Below are 21,721 nucleotides of genomic sequence, written 5' to 3'. Positions count from 1 at the left end.
ACCGCGGACGAGCTGCCGGGTGCGAAGCAGCCACGGCCCCGGACACGCGGTCCGGGGCCCGCCCGGCCCCCGGATCAGCCTGGGACGGGGCCTCCGGCTCCGGCTCCGGCTCCGGTGATGATGCGCCCCAGTTCCTCGGCGCCCGCCAGGTCGTGGGGGCGCACCACCAGGTTGTCCGCGACGTAGAAGAATGCCGCGCGTACCGAGTCTAGGGGGACGCCCCGGAGCCGGGACCAGGCCAACCGGTACACCGCGAGCTGCACGGCCTTGGCCGCGCGATGCTGCGGGGCCGGGGGCCTGCCGGTCTTCCAGTCGATGAGGTCCCACCCGCCGTCGTTGTCCCGGAACACGGCGTCGATGCGTCCACGGACCACCACGTCGCCGATCCTCGTCTCGATCGGCACCTCCACGGCCGCCGGTTCCCGAAGCGCCCACTCCGATCTCTCGAAGACCGCGGCCATCTCCTGCAGCCCCAGGGTCTCGTCCACATGGGCGTCCGCACTACCCGGGTACTCCCCGAGGTCCAGGGTTCCTCCCGCGCCGTAGAACTCCTCGATCCAGGCGTGGAACGCCGTCCCCTTCCGGGCTGCCGCACCCGGCCGGCGCGGCAGCGGACGGCGCAGCTGCTGCAGCACCGCCTCCGGGTCCTCGCCCAGCTCCACGAGGGTGGAGGCGGAGATGTGTGCCGGGAGGGTCACCGGCATCCGTTCGCGCTCCCGTGACTGACGCGCGAGCGCCAGGCGGACCTCCCGCCCCCAGCGCCCCTCGTCCTCGCTCATGACCTCCTGCACCGGTTCGGCGGTACGACGGAGAACCGCATCGGCCGCCCGCTGCAGGATCTGCCGCCGGGCCCCCAGCGGGTCGACGGGCCAGGTGGCGCGCTCCGGGCGGGCCGTGGCCGGATTGGTGTCGCCCATCTGGTCCTCGGGCAACCAGGACGGTACGCGGAACCCGGGTTCGGAGGATTCGGCGAGGGACATCAGGTCCGACAGGAACGACGACGGCCCCGACGGCCTGGACCGCCCGCCGCCCCAGGCGGAGGACGTGCACACCAGGGAGTGCTTGGCCCGGGTGAAGGCCACGTAGGCGAGCCTGCGTTCCTCCCGCTCGGCGTGCGCCCGCGCGTCGTCGGCGAACTCCTTCTCACTGGCCAGCCACTGCTTCTGGTCCTGCTGCTCCCAGTCCCACTGCGGCAGCTCGGGCGCGTCCCCCCGCAGGGTCCAGGGGATCGAGGAGTTCCCGCTGCTCCAGCGTGAATCCCTGCCGCTCGGGAAGGAGCCCTCGTTGAGGCCGGGGACGAACACCACGTCCCACTCCAGGCCCTTGGACGCGTGGACGGTCAGCAGCTGCACCGCGTCCCTGCTCGCCTCGAGCTGGGTCACGGGCAGGCCGTCCTCCTCCTGGTCGGCGGCCTCGAGCCATGCCAGGAAAGCGGGGAGGTCCACCCGTTCCGCACTGGAGACGAAGCCCGCCACCGCCTCGGTGAAGGCGTCGAGGTTCCTCCGGGCCTCGTGGATGCTCACGCCGGGCTTGGCCGCCACCTCGATGTCCAGCAGGATGGTGCGCTCCACCTCGCCGATCATGCTGGTGAGGTCATCGCCCACGAAGGTACGGAGCAACCGGAGCTCGCGCCGGAGGGTATCGAGGCGCTGACGCGCGGTACCGCTCAGGACCCGACCCGCCGAGGACACCCAGTCCGCCGGCGGCAGGTGGTCCACGGCTTCCACCAGACTGCCCGACTCGGCGAGATCCGGTGCCACCACGGCATCCTCGCCCTGCCCGGCGGTGGCATCCTCCGCCGGGCGGGTAGCAGGACGGAACATCGCCTCCCTGCTCCTCGCCAGCTGACGCGACCAGTCCCCCAGCGCCATGAGATCCGCCGGTCCGAGCCGCCAGCGGGCTCCCGCCAGGAGCCGCAGCATCGAGTCCGACCGGTCCGGATCACCGAGCACCCGCAGCGTGGCCAGCAGGTCCACCACCTCGGGGGTGCGCAGGAGACCGCCCAGCCCCACCACCTGCACCGGGACCCCCGCACGTTCGAGCTCGCGGCGGATCGGGTCGAACTGCCGCCGTCCCCTGCACAGGACGGCCATGGTGGGCCGCAGTGCGGTGCCGTCCTCGCCGCTCTCGAAACTCCGCCCGCGCTGGCGGAGGACCTCACGCGCGATCGCCTCCGCCTCACTGAGCTGTTCCACCTCCCGGGGGGCCCGCGCCTGCGGCACCGTCCCACCGGGCTGTCCCGGATCCCCCGCAGCGTGCGTGCCGGCGTCGTCGGCCGGAGCAGCCTCCGGGACGTGCAGGTCCGCCGGGACCGGCGCGTCGGTGAGGAAGCGGCCCAGCAGCACCTCTCCGAGCGGGGCCCCGGGGCGCGCGACGAGCCCGGGCACCTGCTGCACCGTGCTGCGCAGCCAGGGCGGGGGCACGTTCAGGGACGCCGAGACCTTGTTGGCGGCCGCGAGGATCGAGGTGGAGTTGCGCCACGCCACGGAGAGGTGCGCCACGTCCGACGGCGCCCGGCCGTCCGCGACGGAGCGCGGGAAGGCCGTGCGGAAGGTACCGAGCTGGCCCGCGGACGCCCCCCGGAACCCGTAGATCGACTGGTGCGGGTCCCCCACCGCGGTGACCGCGCGCCCGTCGGCGAACAACCGGGAGAACAGCACCATCTGGGCGTGGGAGGTGTCCTGGAACTCGTCGAGCAGCACCACCTTGTACTTCTCGCGCTCCAGGTGCCCCGCCTCGGGGACCTCCTGGGCGATCCTCGCGGCCAGGGACACCAGATCACCGAAATCGAGCTGCCGCCGTGCGAGTTTACCGGCCGCGTAACGCTCCACGAGCTCGGTGACGGTGATCCGCGTGCGCAGCTTGTCCAGCAGGTCGGGCACCTTCCGGGCAGTTGCCCGGGTGGAGCCGGCCACGTAGGGCTGCTTCGCCACGTGGTCGATCTGCCGGCGCAGTTCCTCCCGCACCCGTGCCGGGGGGACGAGGTGCTCGGCACACTCCCCCGCCATGGTCAGCACCGCCTGCACGAGCGTGCTCTTCGCCGCGGTGAGGTGTTCCCACTCGCCGTCGTACGCCTCGACCACGGTGGAGGCGAGCTGCCAGGACTGGGCGGTCCCGAGCATCACGGAATCGCGCTCCACCCCGATGCGGAGCCCGTAGTCCTGCACGATCCCGTTCGCGAAGGAGTGGTAGGTGGAGATGCTCGGGTCCAGTCGGTCCAGGGCGTCTGCACCCGCCCGCGGGGCCTCCTGCTCGCTGAGCGCCGTGTAGAGCTGCGCCAGTCGTTGCCGCACGCGCGTGGCGAGCTCACCGGCGGCCTTCCGCGTGAAGGTGACACCGAGGATCTGTTCCGGCCGGACCAGCTGGTTCGCGACGAGCCACACCACCCGGTCCGCCATGGTCCTGGTCTTCCCCGACCCGGCACCCGCGATCACGAGGAGGGGTTCCAGCGGCGCCTCGATGACGCGTACCTGATCCTCCGTGGGGTACTGCACGGCGGAGTCCGGGTCGGTGTGCAGGAGCTCGGCGAGGCGCCGGGCGGTGTACTCCGGTCGCGTTCCGGCGCCGGGGTCCGGCCGAGGAGGAGTCCGGGGGGCGGAGGTCACTGGGTCACCTGCTTGCCTTCCTCGCACAACGGGCACACCTCGGGCAGGCGGCAGCCGCTGCCGCCGTACCCCGATCGGCGCGGGTCGTGGATGGTCTCGAACGTCGCCGCGGCCATGAGACCGGCGGCGTCCTCGATCATGCCGCGGGCCCAGGTGTCAGCGGGACCCACGGCGGACTGTTCCTGCACGGACACATCCTTGGTCCCGGTCCCGAGCTGCACCAGCGCCGCGCCTCCCGGCTCCGCGACCTCCGGGGGATCCGCCGGACGGGCACCCGCACCGGGGTCCTCCCCGGCCGGCTCGCTCAGCGCCCCGGCGGCCACCGCCGTCTGGTAGGCGGCGAGCTGCGGATGCCGTGCGATGTCGGCGCCCACGGGCGCACTCCGCCCCGTCTTGAGGTCGACGACGACGAACCTGCCCTCCGCGTCCAGCTCGAGCCTGTCGATCTGACCGCGGAGCCGCGCGATGCGCCCGGCCCCGTCCACCCTGACATCGAGATCCACCGAGAAGTCCACCTCCGTGTCCTGCAGGGTACGCCCGGCCGAGCGCATGGAGAGCACGTAGCCCGCGAGCTTGCGCACCATCGCCTCGGCGCGCCGGAACTCGGCCGATCCCTCCCACGTGTCCTTGATCCCCAGCTGGGGCCACCGGCGCTCGAGCTCCCGGACGTACTCGCCGCCGCTCGCCTCGGGCAGATCCTGCGCGATCTGATGGACGAGGGTCCCGAGCGACCGGGCGAAGTCGGTGGTGCGCTCGCCTCCCGCGGCCGAGACGAACCAGCTGAGCGGTGAGGTGAGGACGGATTCCACCCTCGAGGGCGAGACCGGGATGGGCTGGTCGTGCGGTACCACCGGCTGCTCGCTGCTCAGGCCGAGGGCACCCCACCACTGCGCGGGGTGGGCCCCGGGTACGGGCGGCTCCAGTGCGGCCATGCGTCCCAGATGGCGTACGGCCTCACCGGAGAGCGACTCCGCGACCTCCGGGTCCTGGGCGAACTTCCGCAGTTCCGCCACGAGGGCGCGCAGGGTCACCGGGCGCAGCACCTCGGTGCGTGGGCGCTGCGTGGTACCCGCCGGCAACGGATCGAGCACGTCGAGGAACTGGGAGGGCTGCTCGTCCTGGGACGAGACGGCGCAGGCCACCAGTTCCTCACTGGCACGGGACACGGCGAGGGAGAAGGTGCGGAGTTCGTCGAACCGGATGTCCTGCAGGAGCGCGACCGGGTCCCGGGTGCTGCGGAAGGATGCACCGTGATCCAGCAGTGCACGCAGCTCCCCCGACCCGAGGAGCTCACCGCGCAGGCGGAGGTCGGGCCACACGCCGTCCTGCACACCGGCGACGATCACGAGGGGCCAGTGACGCCCGGCCGCGCTGGCGGGTGTCAGGACCGACACCGAGGCCTGCCGGGCAGTGCGCTGGGTCAGGGTGTCCATGGGGATGTCCTGGCTGAGGATGTAGTCCAGGAACAGTTCGGGGTCCGCACCGGGTAGTTGCTCGACGAACCGCTCCGCAGTGTGGAACAGGGCCATCATGGCATCGAGGTCGCGATCCGCCCGTACCGAGGAGGGCCCCTCGGACAGGGCCGCCACGGACCACTGCCGGGCGAGTCCGGACGCCGACCAGAGCGCCCAGAGCACGCTCTCCGGATCGGCGCCGGCCTCCTGGGTCGCCGAGCGCCCCTCCTCGAGCATCCGGTGGAGCCTCCGGACGGGTGTGCCCTCGGAGGGCAGTGCCGCGATCTCCTCGGGCGAGGAGAACAGCGCGGCCAGGAGGTCGTCGCTGGTGCGCCCGCCGCCGTGCTGCAGCTCGTTGCGGCGCAGGATCTGCCGGAGCCGTCGCACGTCGAGGCTCCCTGCCCCGCCGATCCTCGAGGTGAGCAGGGAGATGCAGAGCTCCGTGTCGAGCTCCGCCCGCCCCACCACCACCGCGTAGAGGTCCAGCAGGGGCCGGACGGCCGGCTCCTCGCGGATCGCCGTCTCCGCGGCCGGGACGTTGACGGCGATGCCCTGGGAGGTCAGGAAACGTTGCACCGCGGCAACCTGGGCCCCGTTGCGGACGATCACGGCGATGTCGTCCAGCCCGCGCTCCTCGAACAGGTGCGCCTCCAGGATCCGCTGCGTGATGAAACGCTGCTCGTGGAAGGCACTGTCCAGGACGTGCGCGGACACCACCGGGCTCTCCCCGTCCCCGCCCTCGTCCTCGGTCCGTCCTGTCTCCTTGCGTGCTGCTGGAAATCGATAGCCCGTGGGGACACCGGTGGTCGCGATCCGTTCCGCCACCTGTCCCCAGGCATCGGCGAGATGGCCCCGGAGGGTCAGCGAGGTCGGGAGGGTCACCGTGCGGAAGCCGCTGCCGCCCTCGAACAGGTCGGACAACCGTCCCGTGAGTTCCGGCCGCGCTCCACGGAAACCCTGTGCCACGGTGTCCGGGCACGAGGTGATCAACACGTCCGTGCCCGTCCCGATGAGCCCCAGCAGTGCGTGCTCCGCAGGATTGGCCTCCTGGTAGTCGTCCACGAGGACCAGCCGCAACCGGGATCTCTCCTGGTCGAGGAACTCCTCGTCGGTCTCGAGGATCTCCCGCGCGGCGGTGAGGATCCCGGCCGGGTCGAACGCCTCCGGTGTCCGGAGATCGAGGACGTCCCGGTACTCCCGGTACAGCGCGGCCGCGGCCACCCAGTCGGGGCGGTCGAAGCGTTCACCCCAGGAGGCGAGCTCCCCGGCGGACACCCCGTACTCGCTCACGCGGTCGAAGAGGTCGCGGATCTCCTGCCGGAACCCGCGCGTCGGCAGCGCCAGCGCGAGACCGGCCGGCCACCGCAGCTCCGGAGCACCGTCACGACCGTGGCCCGTGAGCAGTTCCTTGATGATGAGATCCTGCTCGGCGCCGGAGAGGAGACGGGGCGGGCGCGGGATCCACGGGGTACGGCCCTCGGCCTTCGCCCGGCGGATGAGGTCGAAGGCGTAGGAGGCCCAGGTGCGCGCCGGAGCGGTGCTGATACTGCGGTCCAGCTTGGCGGTCAGCTCGTCCCGCAGGCGTGTCGCGGTGGCGCGGGTGGGGCTGAGCAGGAGCAGACCTTCAGGACGGACCGCACCGGATTCGATGCGGCCGACGGCCAGGTCCGTGAGCAGGGAGGACTTCCCGCTGCCGGGAGCCCCGAGTACCAGGGTCTGCCCGTGCGCAGCCACCAGGGAGTCGAGCACGGCGGCGTACCCCGCCTCGGCGTCCGAAGCCGTCCGCGCCTTCCCGGGAGTCGGGGACGCGGCGTCGGGGAGGGTGCTGGTCATGGCTCAACATCATCACACTGCACGGACAAACGGAGGATCCGTGCGAGGACACTACGGCTGGGCGTCCGTCGGGTCCGCCTCGCCACGGAGCACCGCACCGAGTCGGGCGAACCGGAGCTGGTCCACCGACGACGGCGACCAGCGGGCGCTGCGCAGATCCACACGGTAGACCATCGGGTCCGGGTCTGCCGTAGGGAGCAGCGGCGTACCCTCCGCGTCGTAGTGCGGACGCGCGCGCAGCTCCAGCCCCCGGGGCGGGCGACCGCCCGCCCGGAGCACCCGCCACCCCGGGGTCCCCGGCGTGCTCATGGACCTCGCCCGCCCCACCTGGCGTGCGCCGCCGTTCTCCAGCAGCTCGGCGACGTCCCCGTAGGTCAGCACCGTCGCCGGGGGGGGCGACCGCACGACGGCGAACACGGCGGCCACGTACGCGACCGAGAACACCTGGCGCGGAGGGAACGACTCCATGCGCACCACCCTATCGACGCCCCGCGCCGGAGAATGCGGCCATTTGGTCGGAGGTCGTCGCTACGGTTGGGCCATGACGAGCTGGCATCAGGGCCCCCGGGCGGCCTTCGACCTGGCGCCGCCGGGACGCGACCCGCGCACGGCCCGGATCGTCCCCGCCACGGTGGTGCTCGTGGACGCCGACGGGGCACTCCTGGAACACCATGAGTGGCTCGCGGATCCCGGCGTGGTGATCCCGGACGAGGCCGCGGCGATCCACGGCGTCGTCACGGAGCACGCACGCTCGCACGGCAGGCCCGCCGTCGAGGTGGTCGACGGCGTGGCCGCGGTCCTCTCCCGCTGCTTCGACGCCGGCGTGCCGGTCCTCGCCTACAACGCGCGGTACGACTTCACGGTGCTGGCCCGCGAGGGCGCCCGCCTCGGGGTGTCCGTCCCGACCCCCACCCCGGTGATCGACCCGTACATCATGGACAAGCAGGCGGACCGTTACCGGAAGGGCAAGCGGACCCTCACGGCGCTCTGCGAGCACTACGGGATCCGCTTCGAGAACGCCCACACCTCCGCCGCGGACGTCCTGGCCACGCTGCAGGTGGGCCTGGTCCTCGCCGAGCACTACCCCTTCCTGCGCTGCCCCGCCATCGAACTCCATGCCTCCCTGATCGGCTGGGCGGAGCGCCAGTCCGCCAGCTTCGAGGAGTACCTGCGACGCACGGACCCGACGGCGGTGATCGAGCGGGCCTGGCCGGTGGTGGGTGTCGTACCGCCGCCCACAGGAGCGGACACCCTCACCGGCTCCCCGCAATCCGGCGCCACCGCCATCGGCGTCACGAGCTGACCGCTCCGGCCCGGCGGCTTAGGTCCGAAACGGCATCGCCCGGACGACATCCCAGGCCGACATCCCGTGCCGACGAGCAGCGCACCGGTCGGCGGAGCCGGGACCCCGGGCGACGACGCACCCGGGGCCCACGGAACGGAGGGTCCGTCAGTCGACCGGCACTGCCTCCGCCGCTGCCTTCGCGGCGGCGGGGAGCGCCGCATGGATGCGCTCCAGCGCGGCGTCGTCGTGGGCCCCGGACAGGAACCAGGCCTCGAACACGGACGGCGGCAGGTAGACACCGGAGTCCAGCATGGAGTGGAAGAACGGGCCGTAGCGGAAGGCTTCCTGGCCCTGGGCATCGGCGTAGTCCGACACCCCGCGCTCGGCCGTCCCGAAGGCGACGCTGAACAGGTTCCCGGCCCGCTGGATGGAGTGGTCCACGCCCGCACCGGACAGCGCCGCGCTCAGGGCCTCGCTCACCTCGAGCGAGCGCGCGTCCACGTTCCGGTACACCTCGTCCGTGGCGGCGGTGAGGGTGGCCACGCCCGCGGCCATGGCGAGCGGGTTCCCCGACAGGGTGCCCGCCTGGTACACCGGTCCGATGGGCGCCAGGTAGTTCATGACGTCGGCACGGCCGCCGAGTGCCGCCGCGGGCACGCCGCCGCCGATCACCTTGCCGAAGGTCAGCAGGTCCGGGGTCCAGGGGTGCTCGGCGTCGTCCGCGCCGCCCGTGAGCTTCCAGTAGCCGCCGGGGTGCGTGCGGAACCCGGTCATGACCTCGTCCACGATGAACAGGGCTCCGTGCTCGGAGGTGATGCGGGACAGGAAGGCGTTGAAGCCCGGCGCGGGCGTGACCACGCCCATGTTGGCGGGGGCGGCCTCGGTGATCACGGCGGCGATCCGCTCGCCGTGCACCCGGAAGGCCTCCTCCACGGCCTCGACGTCGTTGTACGGGAGCACGAGGGTCTCCGCCGTCGTCGCCTCCGTGACACCGGCCGAACCCGGGAGCGCCAGGGTCGCCACGCCCGAACCGGCCGCGGCGAGGAGGCTGTCCACGTGGCCGTGGTAACAGCCGGCGAACTTCACGATGAGATTGCGGGACGTGAACCCGCGGGCCAGCCGTACCGCGGTCATGGTGGCCTCCGTCCCGGTGGACACCATGCGCAGCAGCTCGACGGCGGGCACGCGGTCCTTCACGAGCTGCGCGAGTTCGGCCTCGTCCGGTGTGGAGGCCCCGAAGGTGAGGCCGTGGTCCACCGCACGGTGGACGGCGGCGATGACCTCGGGGTGGGAGTGGCCGAGCAGCGCCGGCCCCCAGGAGCCCACCAGGTCCACGTACTCCTGCCCGTCGGCGTCCGTGACGTAGGCGCCGTGCGCGTCCACGAGGAAGCGCGGCGTACCCCCCACGGAGCCGAAGGCGCGGACGGGTGAGTTGACGCCGCCGGGCATGAGCCGGCGTGCGCGTTCGTACAGGTTCTCCGAGATGGTCATGGAAGGCTCCTTAGTGCTCGTCGAGCCAGAGCGCGAGCTCCGAGGCCCAGTAGGTGAGGATCAGCTGCGCACCGGCGCGCTTGATGCCGAGGACGGACTCCTCGATGGCGCGGCGCCGGTCGATCCAGCCGTTGACCGCCGCGGCCTCGATCATCGCGTACTCGCCGGAGATCTGGTACGCCGCCACCGGCACGGGCGACATGGCGGCGACGTCGGCCAGGATGTCCAGGTAGCTCATGGCCGGCTTGACCATCACCATGTCGGCGCCCTCCTCGAGGTCGAGCTCCACCTCGAGGAGTGCCTCGCGGCGGTTCGCCGCGTCCATCTGGTAGGTCCTCCGGTCCCCGGTGAGCTGGGAGTCCACGGCCTCGCGGAAGGGACCGTAGAACGCCGAGGCGTACTTCGCGGCGTAGGCGAGCACCACGGTGTCCTGGTACCCGGCCGTGTCGAGCGCCTGCCGGATCACCGCCACCTGCCCGTCCATCATCCCGGAGGGGCCGAGCACGTGGGCGCCGGCCCGGGCCTGCTCCACGGCCATCTGCGCGTAGAGGTCCAGGGTGGCGTCGTTGTCCACCGCACCCGCGTCGTCGAGCACACCGCAGTGCCCGTGGTCCGTGAACTCGTCCAGGCAGACGTCGCTCATCACCACGAGGGAGTCACCCACCTCGGCGCGGACGTCCGCGATGGCCCGGTTCAGCACGCCGTCGGGATCGATCCCCGCGCTGCCCGTGGCGTCGCGGTGCTCAGGGATGCCGAAGAGCATGATGCCGCCCACGCCGCGTTCCACGGCCTCGGCGGCCGCGCGCTTCAAGGAGTCGGAGGTGTGCTGCACGACGCCGGGCATCGACAGGATGGGCGAGGGCTCGGTGAGCCCCTCCCGGATGAAGGCCGGGAGGACCAGTTCGGAGGGGTGCACGCGGTACTCGGCCACCATGCGCCGGATGGCGGGGGTGGAGCGCAGTCTGCGCGGGCGGTGCTGGGGGAAGCTCATGGCCGTTCTCCGTTCGATGGTCCTGCGGGTGCGTCGTCGGCGGCGGGGTCCGCCGGTCGGGGGGTCAGGGCGGCCGTGACGGCGCGTGCCACGCCCTGCGGACTCGGGTTCGGCGCCGTCGTCCCCGCACCCCAGCCCTGCTGCTGCAGGGCGGCCGACGTGGTGCGCCCGATGGACACGGGGTGGAAGGCGGGCGGCACGTCGACCAGCATTTCACGGAACTGCGCCACGGCGCTCGGGGCGGTGAACACGACGGCCGGCCGGACACCGGAGCGTACGAGGTCCGCGAACTGCTGCGGTGACATCAGCCGGGGTCTGGTCCCGGGTTCCTCGATGCCGGGCAACCGCCGGGACGGCTCCGCCGGGTGGGGCACGGTCCGGTAGGCCTCCACCCGCCGCACCGACCAACCGAGCTCCGTCAGTCCGGCGCGGAGATCGTCCGGCGCCAGATCTGCCTGCGGGAGCAGGAGGGTTCCGGGACCGCTCGGGAACTGCCGCAGCAGACCCCCGGAGGAGGCGTCGTCCTCGGGGACCAGGTGGACGGGCACGCCCTGGTCCGCGAGCGCCCGTGCGGTGGCCGGGCCGACGGCGGCGACGCGCGTACCCGTCCCGCGGACCAGGTCCGCGAGGGGGCTCCCGAGCGACGCTGCGAGGACCCCGAGCGCCTGGACGGTGTTGCCGCTGGTCACCACGAGCCACCGGTGGGTGCCCCGGCCGAGGTCCGCGAGTGCTGCGCGGACCGGAGCGGTGTCCGGCGGCAGCTCGACGTCGGTGAGCGGCATCGCATAGGTCCGCAGGCCGGCGTCGGCCAGCTCGGCGGCGATCCGGACGGTCCGCGCCGGGTGCCGCAGCACCACCACGGTCCCGGGCGTCGGTCCGGTCACGGGGCGCCTAGTTCAGGGGCGCGATGTCGGCCGCGCCCGCAGCGAGCAGTTCCTCGGCGAGCTCCAGGCCGAGCCGGGCCGCAGCCACGGCATCCGTGGCCGGGGCGGTGCGCGTCAGGCGGAGGACCGAGCGTCCGTCCAGGCTGCACACCACGGCTTCCAGGGCCAGTTCGTCGCCGCGGATGCGGGCCAGCGCGCCGATGGGCGCCGCGCAGCCCGCCTCGAGCTGCAGCAGGACGGCACGCTCCGCGGTGACGGCCAGCCGGGTGGGGAGGTGGTCGTAGGAGGCGAGCGCATCCGTCAGCGGTGCGGCGGCTTCCTCCCTGCGCTCGACCGCGAGGGCGCCCTGCCCCGGGGCGGGCAGCATCACGTCGGTGTCGATGAACTCGGTGATCGCCTCTTCACGCCCCAGCCGGAGGAGCCCGGCGGCGGCGAGGACGACGGCGTCGAGGTCACCCGGTGCGCCGACCACGAGACCTGCCACCCGGCCGAGCCGGGTGTCCACGTTCCCGCGGATGTCCACCACCTCCAGGCCCGGGCGCGCAGCCCGGAGCTGGGCGGCCCGGCGCGGGGACCCGGTACCCACGCGTGCGCCGTCGGGCAGGGGGGCCAGCGTCAGGCGGTCCCGTGCGCACAGGGCGTCGCGGACGTCCTCGCGTTGGGGGACCGCGGCCACGGTGAGACCGGGCGCAGGGAGCGTGGGGAGGTCCTTGAGGGGGTGCACCGCGACGTCGCACCGGTCCTCCAGCAGAGCATCCCGGGGGGCCGCCACGAACACGCCGGTGCCGCCGATCTGCGAGAGCGACGCCCGGGAGACGTCACCCTCGGTCCGCACGCGCCCGAGCTCGTAGGGCTCCGCCGCCAGCTCGGAGACCCGCTCCGCCACGGTGGTGGTCTGCGTCAGCGCGAGGGCACTGCCCCGCGTGCCCACGCGGATACCCGGAGCCATCAGACGGACGGGTTGGGCAGCGGCGTCCCCACGGTGGAGTCCACGGCCGCGATGGTCGGCTTCTCACCGCGCCGGTTGGCGCAGCAGTTGGGCCGGCAGACGTCGTACCAGGGACCGAGTGCCGTGGCCGACGGGCGGTCGGCGATGTTGTTCTCCACCGTCCGCTCGAGGATGAGGTCGATCAGGCCCTCCACGAACTTCCGGTGCGTGCCGGGGGTGGGCACGCGGTCCGCCACCATCCCGAGCTCGCCACAGGTCTCCAGCGCCTCGGTGTCGAGGTCCCAGGCCACCTCCATGTGGTCGGACACGAATCCGAGGGGCACGATCACGACGCCGCGCGCACCGCCCTCGTACCGGTCGCGGAGGGCGTCGCTGATGTCCGGTTCCAGCCACGGGATGTGCGGGGCACCGGAGCGGGACTGGTAGACCAGCGACCACTCGACGCCGGCGGCCTCGGGGATGCGGTCCAGCACGGCCTGCGCGGTGGCGCGGTGCTGTGCCACGTAGGCGCCTTCCTCGTGCACGGGGCCGCCCTCGGCGTCCCGCGGACCCGCCGCCTCGGCGTCGCCCATGGGAATGGAGTGCGTGGAGAACATGATGTGCACGGGGGCCTCGGCGTCACCCCGCTCGGCGAGGCCGGCGCGGACCTTCGCGAGGCCCTCACCCACACCTTCGACGAAGGGCTCCACGAAGCCGGGGTGGTCGAAGTACTGGCGGACCTTGTCCACCTCCAGCCGGCCCTCGAGGCCGGTCCTCACGAGTGCCATGCCGAGGTCCTCGCGGTACTGGCGGCAGCTCGAGTAGCAGGAGTAGGCGCTCGTGGTGACGGCGAGCACCTTGCGGTGACCGGCGTCGTACGCCTCCTGCAGCGTGTCGGCGATGAAGGGCTCCCAGTTGCGGTTGCCCCAGTAGACCGGGAGGTCGATGCCGCGGCGTCGCAGCTCCTCCTCCATGGCGGCGCGCAACGCCCGGTTCTGGCCGTTGATGGGGCTCACGCCGCCGAAGGCGCGGTAGTGGTGCGAGACCTCCTCGAGGCGCTCGTCGGGGATGCCGCGGCCGCGGGTGACGTTGCGCAGGAAGGGGATGACGTCGTCCTGCCCCTCGGGGCCGCCGAAGGAGGCCAGTACCACGGCGTCGTACGCCTTCGGGGCCATGCGGCCGTTCTCGTCCACCCCGTCGAGGGGGTTGAAAGCCTGTGTGGTCATGCGAGCACCTCTGCGATCTCGTCGTGGTTGATCCGGCGGCCGGTGTAGAAGGGCACTTCCTCGCGGACGTGGCGGCGTGCCTCGGTCTCCCGGAGGTAGCGCATCAGGTCCACCAGGTCCACGAGCTCCGGCGCCTCGAGGGCCAGGATCCACTCGTAGTCGTTGAGTGCGAAGGAGGACACCGTGTTGGAGATGACCTGCGGGTAGTCCCGCCCCTTCATGCCGTGGTCGATCAGCATGGAGCGGCGCTCCTCCGTGGGGAGGATGTACCAGTCGTAGGACCGCACGAACGGGTACACGCACACCCACTCGGCGGGTGCCACGCCGCGCGAGAACGCGGGGCTGTGGGACTTGGAGAACTCGGCGTCGCGGTGCACGCCCATGGCGGACCAGACGATCGTGGAGCCGGAGAACGTGTCCGTGCGGCGGAGGGAGCGGACCGCGGTCTGCAGGTCCTCGGCGCGGGGGCCGTGCACCCAGACCAGGACGTCCGCGTCGGCGCGCATCGCCGAGACGTCGTAGAAGCCGCGGAGCGTGACGCCGTCGGCCTCGAGGGCGGCGATGGCATCTGTGAGCGGGGCGCCGGCCGTCGTCGCGGACCCGCCGCGCTTGAAGACTGTCCAGAGGGTGTAGAACAGCTCACCGGGGGCATCCGCGCCCTCCTCGACCTGCTGCGCGGGGTGTGCGTGCGTGCTACCTGATGACTCGGTCATGCTCCCCATCTTGCTCCTGCCCGGTGACGATTCGAAATCTTCCAGTTCTACACGTAGTAGAAGAGAGGAACATCACAGCGGCCCGCCCGCACCCAGCGCATCGGCGAGCTGGTCCGCGCGCCGCCGTGCATCGCCGATGACGGACACGAGCCCCGTGCCGGCGAGCCAGCCACCCGTCACGGCCAGTGCCGGAGCGTCCGCGACGACGGCGCGGATGCGCTCCACGCGCTCACGGTGTCCCACCGAGGCGTGCGGCAGTGCACCGGCCCCGCGGACCACGTCCCGGTCCAGCACGGCCGCGTCGGTCAGGCGCACCCCGAGCAGGGCGGAGGCGTCGGCGAGCGCGTGCCGGTACAGGTCCGCGTCCGGTGTCAGGAGCCCGACGTCCTCCGCGGTGTCCCCCACCCGCCCGAACGAGAGCCGGAGCACGTGCACCCCGGGGCCGGCCTGCTCGCGCAACCACGCCCACTTGGCGGTGGCGTGGGTCAGCGCCTTCGCGGCCACGCCGTCCACGCCGCGGGCCACGAGCACCCCGGTCCCCCGCGGGTGGGCGTCCAGGTCCGCAGAGTCCACGATCAGCGTGACGAGCGCGACGCCGGGGACCGAGCCGGGGCGTTCGGGGAGCAGCGCGGGGAGGGCGGGGGCCATCAGGTCGACGGCGGCACCCCCCTCGGTCGCCACGACCACGCCGTCCGCGGAGAGGGTGCGCCTGCCTGCGGCGTGCTCGGTGGCGAGGGTCCAGCCGGCGCCGTCGCGGGTGAGCCCGGAGACCTGCTCCGCCGTGCGGAGGTCCACCCCGGCGGTGAGGAGCTCCTGCACGAGGGCGTCGCGCAGCTGCGCCATCCCGCCCACGAGTCCGGCCACGGCGGAACCGGCGGGCGCGGCCTGGCGGAGGGCTCCGGCCGCCGCCCCGAGTGAGCCCAGACGGCCCATCGTGGAGCGGAGACCGGGGGCCACGGAGTCGACGTCGAGATCGTCCGGGTCCGCGGAGAACACGCCGCCGGCCACGGGTGCCACGAGCCGGGTCAGCACCTCCTCCCCCATCCGCGTGCGTACCAGCTCACCGAGGCTGACGTGCGGGCGGGTGGCCAGTGGTCCCGGGGGCAGATCCGCGTCGCGGGCGGCACGCAGGGCGCCGGCGGGTCCGAGGAGGGCGCGCGTCGCGGCGTCCGTGGGGTCGGCGGGAATACCGAGCACACCGGAACTGGGCAGGGGCTGCGCGGCGGACTGCAGATCCTCGCCGGGGAGCTGCACCCAGGCGCCCGGGGCATCGGGGGTCACGATCCGGCCGGTGAGGCCCAGCTCCTCGGCGAGGGCGGGGACGACGGCGGAGCGGGTGGAGAAGGATTCCGCGCCGCTGTCCAGGCGGAAGCCGCCGAGCATGCGCGCGTCCACCGTCCCGCCGAAACGCCCGGAGCGCTCGAGCAGGGTGACCCGGAGACCGCGCCGCACCAGGGTACGGGCTGCCGTGAGCCCGGCCATCCCGCCACCGATCACGACCACGGCGGGCGGAGGGATCATGCCGGGTCCGGCAGACGTCGCCGCCCCCTCCGCGCGCCCGGTCACGGTTCGACGGAGTGGATGAGTTCCACCACCCGGGTCAGGACGTCGGGGTCCGTGTCCGGCGGCACGCCGTGGCCGAGGTTCACCACGTGCCCGGGAGCCGACGCGCCTGCGGCGAGCACGTCCCTGACGTGCTGCTCGAGGACGGGCCAGGGCGCCGGGAGGAGTGCGGGATCGATGTTGCCCTGCAGCGGTACCCGCCCGCCCAGGCGACGGTTGGCCTCGTCCAGCGGGAGACGGTAGTCCACGCCGATCACGTCCACGCCCACCTCGTGCATGGCGCCCAGCAGTTCGGAGGTCCCGGTGCCGAAGTGGATGAGCGGGGCACCCAGGCCCCGGACGTGGTCGAGTGCACGGCGCGACGCCGGTGCCACGTGATCGCGGTAGTCCTGGAGCCCGAGCGAGCCCGCCCAGGAGTCGAACAGCTGCGCGGCGCTCGCGCCGGCCTCCAGCTGGGCCCGGAGGAACAGTCCGGAGGCGTCCGCGGCCCACTCGGTGAGTGCCTGCCAGGTCTCCGGATCGGCGTGCATCATGGTGCGGGGGCCGAGGTGGTCCCGGGACGGCTTGCCCTCCACCATGTAGGCGGCCAGGGTGAACGGGGCGCCGGCGAAGCCGATCAGCGGGGTGGAGCCGAGCTCGGCGACGGTGAGCGCCACGGCCTGCCGGATCGGTTCGAGCGCCTCCTCGGTGAGCGTGGGCAGGGCTGCGACATCCGCGGCGGAGCGGATGGGGGAACCCAGGACGGGGCCGACACCCGGCACGATGTCGACGTCCACACCGGCCAGCTTGAGCGGGATCACGATGTCCGAGAAGAAGATCCCGGCGTCGACGTCGTGCCGACGCACCGGCTGCAGGGTGATCTCGGAGGCCAGCGCCGGGTCCAGGCAGGACTCCAGCATGTCGGTGCCCTCACGGAGGGCACGGTACTCGGGCAGGGAGCGCCCGGCCTGGCGCATGAACCACACGGGACGCCGGTGCGGGGTTCCTCCCCGGTAGGCGGAGATGAGTGCTGATCCGGAGGTGCGTCCGTCCACCAGGGGGTGCGCTGCGGGGAGATCCATGCTCCGATTCTGCCGAAGATGCACGCGGATGGATAACCGGATCGCTCCGGCCATGATCGGGCGTGGTCAACATCACCCTGGGCGCGGATCCGTGTCGCCCCCGCGAATCCGCGGATCGCAAGCTCCGGTAAGGCGAACCTATTCAGTGGAACGCACTGGTGCTCGGTAGGATAGTCGGACTGTGGTACTTCTTTCACTTGTTGCGACACATTCGAACGCGGACCTGGAAACCGTCGCCCGACTCAGCGTCGGGGCGCCCCAGGTCCCCTCGGTGGTGCTCGCCGACAGGACGTGCGTCACCGGCGCCGTGGTGCTCGCCACCTGCAACCGCTTCGAGATCTACGCGGAGGCGCCGTCCGAGGACGACGTCGAGGCCGCACGGTCCGCGATCGTCTCCACGATCAGCGACTACTCCGGCATCCCGGAGCACTCCGTGTCCTCCTCCTTCGAGACCCACACCGGCCAGGACGTGGCCGAGCACCTCTTCGCCGTCGGGGCCGGCCTCGATTCGGCCGTGATCGGCGAGCGGGAGATCGCCGGTCAGGTGCGGCGGGCCCCGGTCGCGGCCCCGGGGGCGGGGGCGGCCAGCGGCGGGCTCGTCCGGTTGTTCCAGGCGGCCTCCAGGACCGCGAAGGACGTCGGCGCGCAGACCGCGCTCGGTACCCGCGGACGATCCATCGTCTCCGTGGCCCTGGAACTCGCCGGTGACCTCTCCGAGGATGCCGACTGGTCCACCAAGACCACGGTGGTGTTCGGTACCGGCGCCTACGCCGGTGCCACCATGGCCGCCCTGAAGGACAGGGGCTGCACGGACATCTCCGTCTTCTCCTCCTCCGGGCGCGCAGAGGCCTTCGTGGCCACACGTGGCGGCACCGCGCTCACCGCGGACGACCTCCCGGGGGCGCTACGACAGGCCGACGTGGTGATCGGCTGCAGCGGCAGCGACGCCAGGATCGACGCCGCCGACGTGGAGCGCGTCCGTCGCGGCGTGGAGCGCCCCCTGGTGATCATCGACCTGGCGCTCAGCCACGACTTCGACCCCTCCGTCGGCTCGCTCGAGGGCGTGGAGCTCATCACCCTCGAGTCCGTGCGCGTGGCCGCACCCGAGGAGCAGGCCGATGCCCTGAGCCGGGCCGCCGACCTCGTGCGGGACGCGGCGCGGACCTTCGAGCAGCAGCAGAGCACGCGGGCCATGAACGCCGCGATCGTGGCCCTGCGCCGGCACACGCAGGCGGCGCTGGACTCGGAGATGGAACGCGTGCGAGCTCAGCACGGCTGCACGGCCGCTGCCGAGGAGGTGGAGTTCGCACTGCGCCGCATGGTCCGCCAGCTCCTGCACGTGCCCACCGTCCGAGCCCGCCAGCTCGCCGCCGAAGGGCGCCAGGAGGAGTACACCGCGGCCCTCGAGGCGCTGTACGGGATCGACGTCGCCCCCGCCGCCGATGACGAGCGCCCTGCGGCTGCCGCGGGACGTACTGCTCCCGAGGCATCCTGCCCCGTCGACCACACCACGGCGGCGCCGGCACCACCCGCGCGAAGCGCCTGACGACCATCTCCGCGCAGGACCGGTTGTGGACACCTCGTTCGTCCATGACACGCTGGGGTCCATGCCGCAACCACCCAGGGACGTCCTCCACCGCTATCTCCAGGAGGGCCGCGATGCCCTGGTGTGGAAGCTCGACGGACTGTCGGAGTACGACGCCCGCCGTCCGCTGACCCCCACCGGCACCAATCTCCTCGGCCTGGTCAAGCACGTGGCGGGCTGCGAGATCGAGTACTTCGGTGTGGTCTTCGGACGACCCTTCGAGGATGCCCCGGTCTGGCTCGACGACGACGCGGAGCCTGGAGCCGACATGTGGGCGAGAGCCGACGAGTCACGAGAGGACATCATCGGCCTCTACCACCGGGCCTGGGCGCACGCCGACGCGACGATCCAGCTGCTCGACCTCGAGGCCATCGGCTCGGTGCGGTGGTGGCGCCCCGAGAGCCGCGAGGTCACGCTCCACCGGATCCTGGTCCACATGATCGCCGAGACCCACCGGCACGTCGGCCACGCGGACATCGTCCGCGAGCTCGTCGACGGCGCGGTGGGACTGCGCCCGGGCCATCAGAACCTCCTCGCAGGGGATGCGGGCCGGTGGGCACAGCACCGGGCACGCGTGCAGCACGCGGCGGAGCGTCACGCCTCGGGCGGGTCCTGACGGAGACCAGCACGCCGGCCGCACGTCCACGGGAAGCCGACCTCTGCCTCGACCAGTTCCCCACCACCACAGAAGGAGACCCGACGTGGCTGGACCCGGATTCCGGAGTTTCTCGACGATCCACCTGACCTCGACCGTCTGGGTCGTACTGCTGCTCGCGACCCTGCTGTTCCTGAGCCTGCAGTGGTCCTTGCTCCAGATGGGACCGGTCCTGGTCCCGCTCCTGCTGGTCGCGCTCGCCATGACCGTCGCGACCATCCGGAATCATCGGGAAGGTCAGGACCCACCGAGGGATGGATGCGCCGGATCGTCCCGCTAGTAGCGGGGCTTGGCCGGTTCGATCCGCTCGACCCACGCCGCGATGCCGCCCTCCACGGAGTACACGTCGTCGTGACCCCGCGCCCGGAGGAACCGCACCACGTCCGCGGACCGCACCCCGCTCTTGCAGTGCACGTACACGGGCCGGGACGGGTCCACGGCCACCTCGCCGTCGAGGATCGTGTCCTTCGGCACCAGCCGCGCGCCGTCGATGTGCACGATCGCGTGCTCCTCGGGGCTCCTGACGTCCACCAGCTCGAAGTCCGCGGTGCCCGCCGAGCGGTCCGCCAGCAGCGCCGCGAGCTCGTCCACCGTCACGGTCGGGACGGCGTCGTCCTCGCTCCCCGCGGGCGTCAGACCGCAGAACGCCTCGTAGTCCACGAGTTCGGTGATGCGCTGCGCCGACGGGTCGGGTTGCACGCGCAGCTCGCGCCAGCTCATCTCCAGGGCGTCGAACACGAGCAGCCGCCCGAGGAGGGTGGTGCCCGTACCCGTGATGAGCTTGACAGCCTCGTTGACCATCACCGAGCCGATCTGCGCGCACAGTACCCCGAGCACCCCGCCCTCGGCGCAGGAGGGCACGGAGCCCGGTGGCGGTGCCTCCGGGTACAGGTCGCGGTAGGTGGGTCCGTGGTCCTGCCAGAACACGCTCACCTGCCCGTCGAAGCGCAGGATGGACCCCCAGACGTAGGGGAGGCCGAGGATCGCGGCGGCGTCGTTAACCAGGTAGCGCGTGGCGAAGTTGTCCGTGCCGTCCACCACGAGGTCGTACCCCGAGAGCAGGGACAGGGCGTTGGAGCGCTCCAGCCGCTCCTCGTGCAGCACCACCTCCACCAGCGGGTTGAGTGCCAGGATGCTGTCGCGCGCGGACGCGGCCTTGGACCGCCCGAGGTCCGGCATGCCGTGGATCACCTGCCGCTGCAGGTTGGAGAGCTCGACGTCGTCGTCGTCCACGATCCCCAGGGTGCCCACGCCGGCGGCCGCGAGATACAGCAGGGCGGGCGATCCGAGCCCTCCCGCGCCGACCACGAGCACCCGGGCGTTCTTCAGGCGCAACTGCGCCTCGAGCCCGAAGCCGGGGATGATCAGGTGCCGTGAGTAGCGCAGCGTCTCGTCGGGCGTCAGGCTGCCGCGGGCCTCGACGAGTGCCGGGAGGGGATTCGGGAGAGCCGTCATCCCTCCAGGGTATTCCGCGGTTCACACCCCCAGCCAGCCCGCAGCCCGTGGGTAAGCTGGACGGATGGCCCAACACACCCCCTCCGAGGACGGCCGCCTGTGAGTGCGGGGTCCCCCGCCACCGGGAAGGTGGTCCGTCTGCCCCGGACCGAGCGACGGCGGCAGCTCCTCGCCGCCGCGCAGGAGGTGTTCGTGAGCAACGGGTACCACGGTGCCGCGATGGACGACATCGCGGTGGCGGCGAGTGTCAGCAAGCCCGTGCTGTACCAGCACTTCCCGGGCAAGCGCGACCTCTACCTCGCCCTCCTGGACAGCCACCTCGCCGAACTCACGCAGCTGCTCCTCGACGCGCTGCGCTCCACCGAGGACAACAAGCAGCGCGTCCACGCGACCATGCGGGTCTACTTCCAGTTCATCGCGCGGGACAGCCAGGCGCACCGGCTGGTCTTCGAATCGGACATCGGCAACGAACCGGACGTCAGCGGCAGACTCGAGACGTTCAATGCCCGGTTCGCCGGAGCCATCGCCGAGGTGATCGCGGACGACACCCAGCTCTCCGTGGTGGAGGCCACCCTGCTGGGCCGGGGACTGGCGGGGATGGCGCAGATCGGCGCCCGCTACTGGCTGGAGACGGACGGCAGCCTGGACATCGATGCCGCCGCGGAGCTGATCTACCGTTTAGCTTGGCGCGGAATCAGCCGCTTCCCCAAGGAGATCTAGAGTAGGTTTCCGTACGAACCAACGTCCGCTACACAGGAGGCACCGCCGTGGAAATCAAGATCGGTATCCAGAACGTCAACCGGGAGATCGTGGTGGATTCCGCCGAGAGCGCCGACGCCATCGCCGAGCTGGTGTCGCAGGCCATGAGCGGCGGCTCCGAACTCCGCCTGAAGGACGCGAAGGGCCGTCAGGTGATCGTGCCGGCCTCGGTCCTGGGGTACGTGGAGATCGGCGCCGAGGAGACCCGGCGCGTGGGATTCGGCGCCCTCTGA

General features: G+C 72.3%; 18 protein-coding genes. 6 read left to right on the top strand and 12 right to left on the bottom strand.

What is annotated here, in order from left to right; translation table 11 throughout:
* Positions 1-74 precede the first annotated feature (74 nt).
* Genes AC792_RS02770 through AC792_RS02760 form a run of 3 tightly spaced genes read right to left on the bottom strand, consistent with a single transcriptional unit; the run spans position 75 to position 7,360 of the window.
* Complete coding sequence (locus AC792_RS02770) at positions 75-3,605, bottom strand: ATP-dependent helicase (RefSeq protein WP_049829055.1); 3,531 nt, start codon at positions 3,603-3,605, stop codon at positions 75-77.
* Entirely contained in the window at positions 3,602-6,892 is a 3,291-nt protein-coding gene (locus AC792_RS02765; protein WP_082177316.1) for an ATP-dependent helicase, read from the bottom strand. Before AC792_RS02765 ends, AC792_RS02770 begins: the two co-directional genes overlap by 4 nt.
* 51 nt (positions 6,893-6,943) lie before the next feature.
* Positions 6,944-7,360, bottom strand: coding sequence for an MGMT family protein (locus AC792_RS02760; RefSeq protein ID WP_082177315.1), 417 nt, complete (start codon positions 7,358-7,360; stop codon positions 6,944-6,946).
* 73 nt (positions 7,361-7,433) lie between these two features.
* Here AC792_RS02760 and AC792_RS02755 point away from each other — a divergent pair, with 73 nt between their 5' ends.
* Positions 7,434-8,195, top strand: a complete 762-nt coding sequence (locus AC792_RS02755; protein WP_049829054.1) for a 3'-5' exonuclease — start codon at positions 7,434-7,436, stop codon at positions 8,193-8,195.
* A 147-nt stretch (positions 8,196-8,342) separates the two neighbouring features.
* Here AC792_RS02755 and hemL read toward each other — a convergent pair whose 3' ends face one another.
* The 8 genes from hemL to hemE form a co-directional block, all read right to left on the bottom strand.
* Positions 8,343-9,668, bottom strand: a complete 1,326-nt coding sequence (gene hemL / locus AC792_RS02750; protein ID WP_049829053.1) for a glutamate-1-semialdehyde 2,1-aminomutase — start codon at positions 9,666-9,668, stop codon at positions 8,343-8,345.
* A 10-nt stretch (positions 9,669-9,678) separates the two neighbouring features.
* Positions 9,679-10,659: a porphobilinogen synthase gene (gene hemB / locus AC792_RS02745; RefSeq protein WP_049829052.1), complete on the bottom strand. Its 981-nt coding sequence runs from the start codon at positions 10,657-10,659 to the stop codon at positions 9,679-9,681.
* On the bottom strand, positions 10,656-11,543 hold the full coding sequence (locus AC792_RS02740; protein ID WP_049829051.1) for a uroporphyrinogen-III synthase: 888 nt from the start codon (positions 11,541-11,543) through the stop codon (positions 10,656-10,658). Before AC792_RS02740 ends, hemB begins: the two co-directional genes overlap by 4 nt.
* A 7-nt stretch (positions 11,544-11,550) precedes the next feature.
* Entirely contained in the window at positions 11,551-12,492 is a 942-nt protein-coding gene (gene hemC, locus AC792_RS02735; RefSeq protein WP_049829050.1) for a hydroxymethylbilane synthase, read from the bottom strand.
* Positions 12,492-13,697 carry a ferrochelatase gene (locus AC792_RS02730; protein ID WP_049829049.1) on the bottom strand — a complete coding sequence of 402 codons (1,206 nt, stop codon included), beginning with the start codon at positions 13,695-13,697 and terminating at the stop codon, positions 12,492-12,494. The genes hemC and AC792_RS02730 overlap by 1 nt, the downstream gene beginning before the upstream one ends.
* On the bottom strand, positions 13,694-14,410 hold the full coding sequence (gene hemQ / locus AC792_RS02725) for a hydrogen peroxide-dependent heme synthase (RefSeq protein WP_049829084.1): 717 nt from the start codon (positions 14,408-14,410) through the stop codon (positions 13,694-13,696). Before hemQ ends, AC792_RS02730 begins: the two co-directional genes overlap by 4 nt.
* A gap of 72 nt (positions 14,411-14,482) precedes the next feature.
* Positions 14,483-15,931, bottom strand: coding sequence for a protoporphyrinogen oxidase (gene hemG / locus AC792_RS02720; protein WP_049829048.1), 1,449 nt, complete (start codon positions 15,929-15,931; stop codon positions 14,483-14,485).
* 41 nt (positions 15,932-15,972) lie between these two features.
* Complete coding sequence (gene hemE / locus AC792_RS02715) at positions 15,973-17,034, bottom strand: uroporphyrinogen decarboxylase (RefSeq protein ID WP_049829047.1); 1,062 nt, start codon at positions 17,032-17,034, stop codon at positions 15,973-15,975.
* Between the two features lie 181 nt (positions 17,035-17,215).
* On the opposite strand from hemE, the gene AC792_RS02710 reads away from it, so the two are divergent.
* The 3 genes from AC792_RS02710 (at position 17,216) to AC792_RS02700 (ending at position 19,554) form a co-directional block, all read left to right on the top strand.
* Positions 17,216-18,580 (top strand): glutamyl-tRNA reductase, encoded by a 1,365-nt coding sequence (locus tag AC792_RS02710; protein ID WP_049829046.1) that lies wholly within the window; start codon positions 17,216-17,218, stop codon positions 18,578-18,580.
* 25 nt (positions 18,581-18,605) lie between these two features.
* On the top strand, positions 18,606-19,235 hold the full coding sequence (locus AC792_RS02705; RefSeq protein WP_235436315.1) for a DinB family protein: 630 nt from the start codon (positions 18,606-18,608) through the stop codon (positions 19,233-19,235).
* A gap of 85 nt (positions 19,236-19,320) precedes the next feature.
* Complete coding sequence (locus tag AC792_RS02700) at positions 19,321-19,554, top strand: hypothetical protein (RefSeq protein ID WP_049829045.1); 234 nt, start codon at positions 19,321-19,323, stop codon at positions 19,552-19,554.
* On the opposite strand, the gene moeB is transcribed toward AC792_RS02700, so the two are convergent.
* On the bottom strand, positions 19,551-20,729 hold the full coding sequence (gene moeB / locus AC792_RS02695) for a molybdopterin-synthase adenylyltransferase MoeB (RefSeq protein ID WP_049829044.1): 1,179 nt from the start codon (positions 20,727-20,729) through the stop codon (positions 19,551-19,553). The two genes, AC792_RS02700 and moeB, sit on opposite strands and share 4 nt — an antisense overlap.
* 99 nt (positions 20,730-20,828) lie before the next feature.
* On the opposite strand from moeB, the gene AC792_RS02690 reads away from it, so the two are divergent.
* Positions 20,829-21,449 (top strand): TetR/AcrR family transcriptional regulator, encoded by a 621-nt coding sequence (locus AC792_RS02690; RefSeq protein ID WP_049829043.1) that lies wholly within the window; start codon positions 20,829-20,831, stop codon positions 21,447-21,449.
* A 47-nt stretch (positions 21,450-21,496) separates the two neighbouring features.
* Positions 21,497-21,721 carry a DUF3107 domain-containing protein gene (locus AC792_RS02685; protein ID WP_049829042.1) on the top strand — a complete coding sequence of 75 codons (225 nt, stop codon included), beginning with the start codon at positions 21,497-21,499 and terminating at the stop codon, positions 21,719-21,721.

The sequence above is a fragment of the Arthrobacter sp. RIT-PI-e genome (assembly GCF_001187915.1).
Classification (GTDB): Bacteria; Actinomycetota; Actinomycetes; order Actinomycetales; family Micrococcaceae; genus Arthrobacter_D.
This window is presented reverse-complemented; position numbering and strand designations above follow the sequence as displayed.

Bases quoted from the DNA above. Each gene is read 5' to 3' on its own strand.
- AC792_RS02760 (WP_082177315.1), bottom strand. From the start codon at position 7,360: ATGGAGTCGTTCCCTCCGCGCCAGGTGTTCTCGGTCGCGTACGTGGCC.
- AC792_RS02730 (WP_049829049.1), bottom strand. From the start codon at position 13,697: ATGACCACACAGGCTTTCAACCCCCTCGACGGGGTGGACGAGAACGGC.
- hemG (WP_049829048.1), bottom strand. From the start codon at position 15,931: ATGATCCCTCCGCCCGCCGTGGTCGTGATCGGTGGCGGGATGGCCGGG.
- hemL (WP_049829053.1), bottom strand. From the start codon at position 9,668: ATGACCATCTCGGAGAACCTGTACGAACGCGCACGCCGGCTCATGCCC.
- hemQ (WP_049829084.1), bottom strand. From the start codon at position 14,410: ATGACCGAGTCATCAGGTAGCACGCACGCACACCCCGCGCAGCAGGTC.
- hemC (WP_049829050.1), bottom strand. From the start codon at position 12,492: ATGGCTCCGGGTATCCGCGTGGGCACGCGGGGCAGTGCCCTCGCGCTG.
- AC792_RS02765 (WP_082177316.1), bottom strand. From the start codon at position 6,892: ATGACCAGCACCCTCCCCGACGCCGCGTCCCCGACTCCCGGGAAGGCG.
- AC792_RS02755 (WP_049829054.1), top strand. From the start codon at position 7,434: ATGACGAGCTGGCATCAGGGCCCCCGGGCGGCCTTCGACCTGGCGCCG.
- hemE (WP_049829047.1), bottom strand. From the start codon at position 17,034: ATGGATCTCCCCGCAGCGCACCCCCTGGTGGACGGACGCACCTCCGGA.
- hemB (WP_049829052.1), bottom strand. From the start codon at position 10,659: ATGAGCTTCCCCCAGCACCGCCCGCGCAGACTGCGCTCCACCCCCGCC.
- moeB (WP_049829044.1), bottom strand. From the start codon at position 20,729: ATGACGGCTCTCCCGAATCCCCTCCCGGCACTCGTCGAGGCCCGCGGC.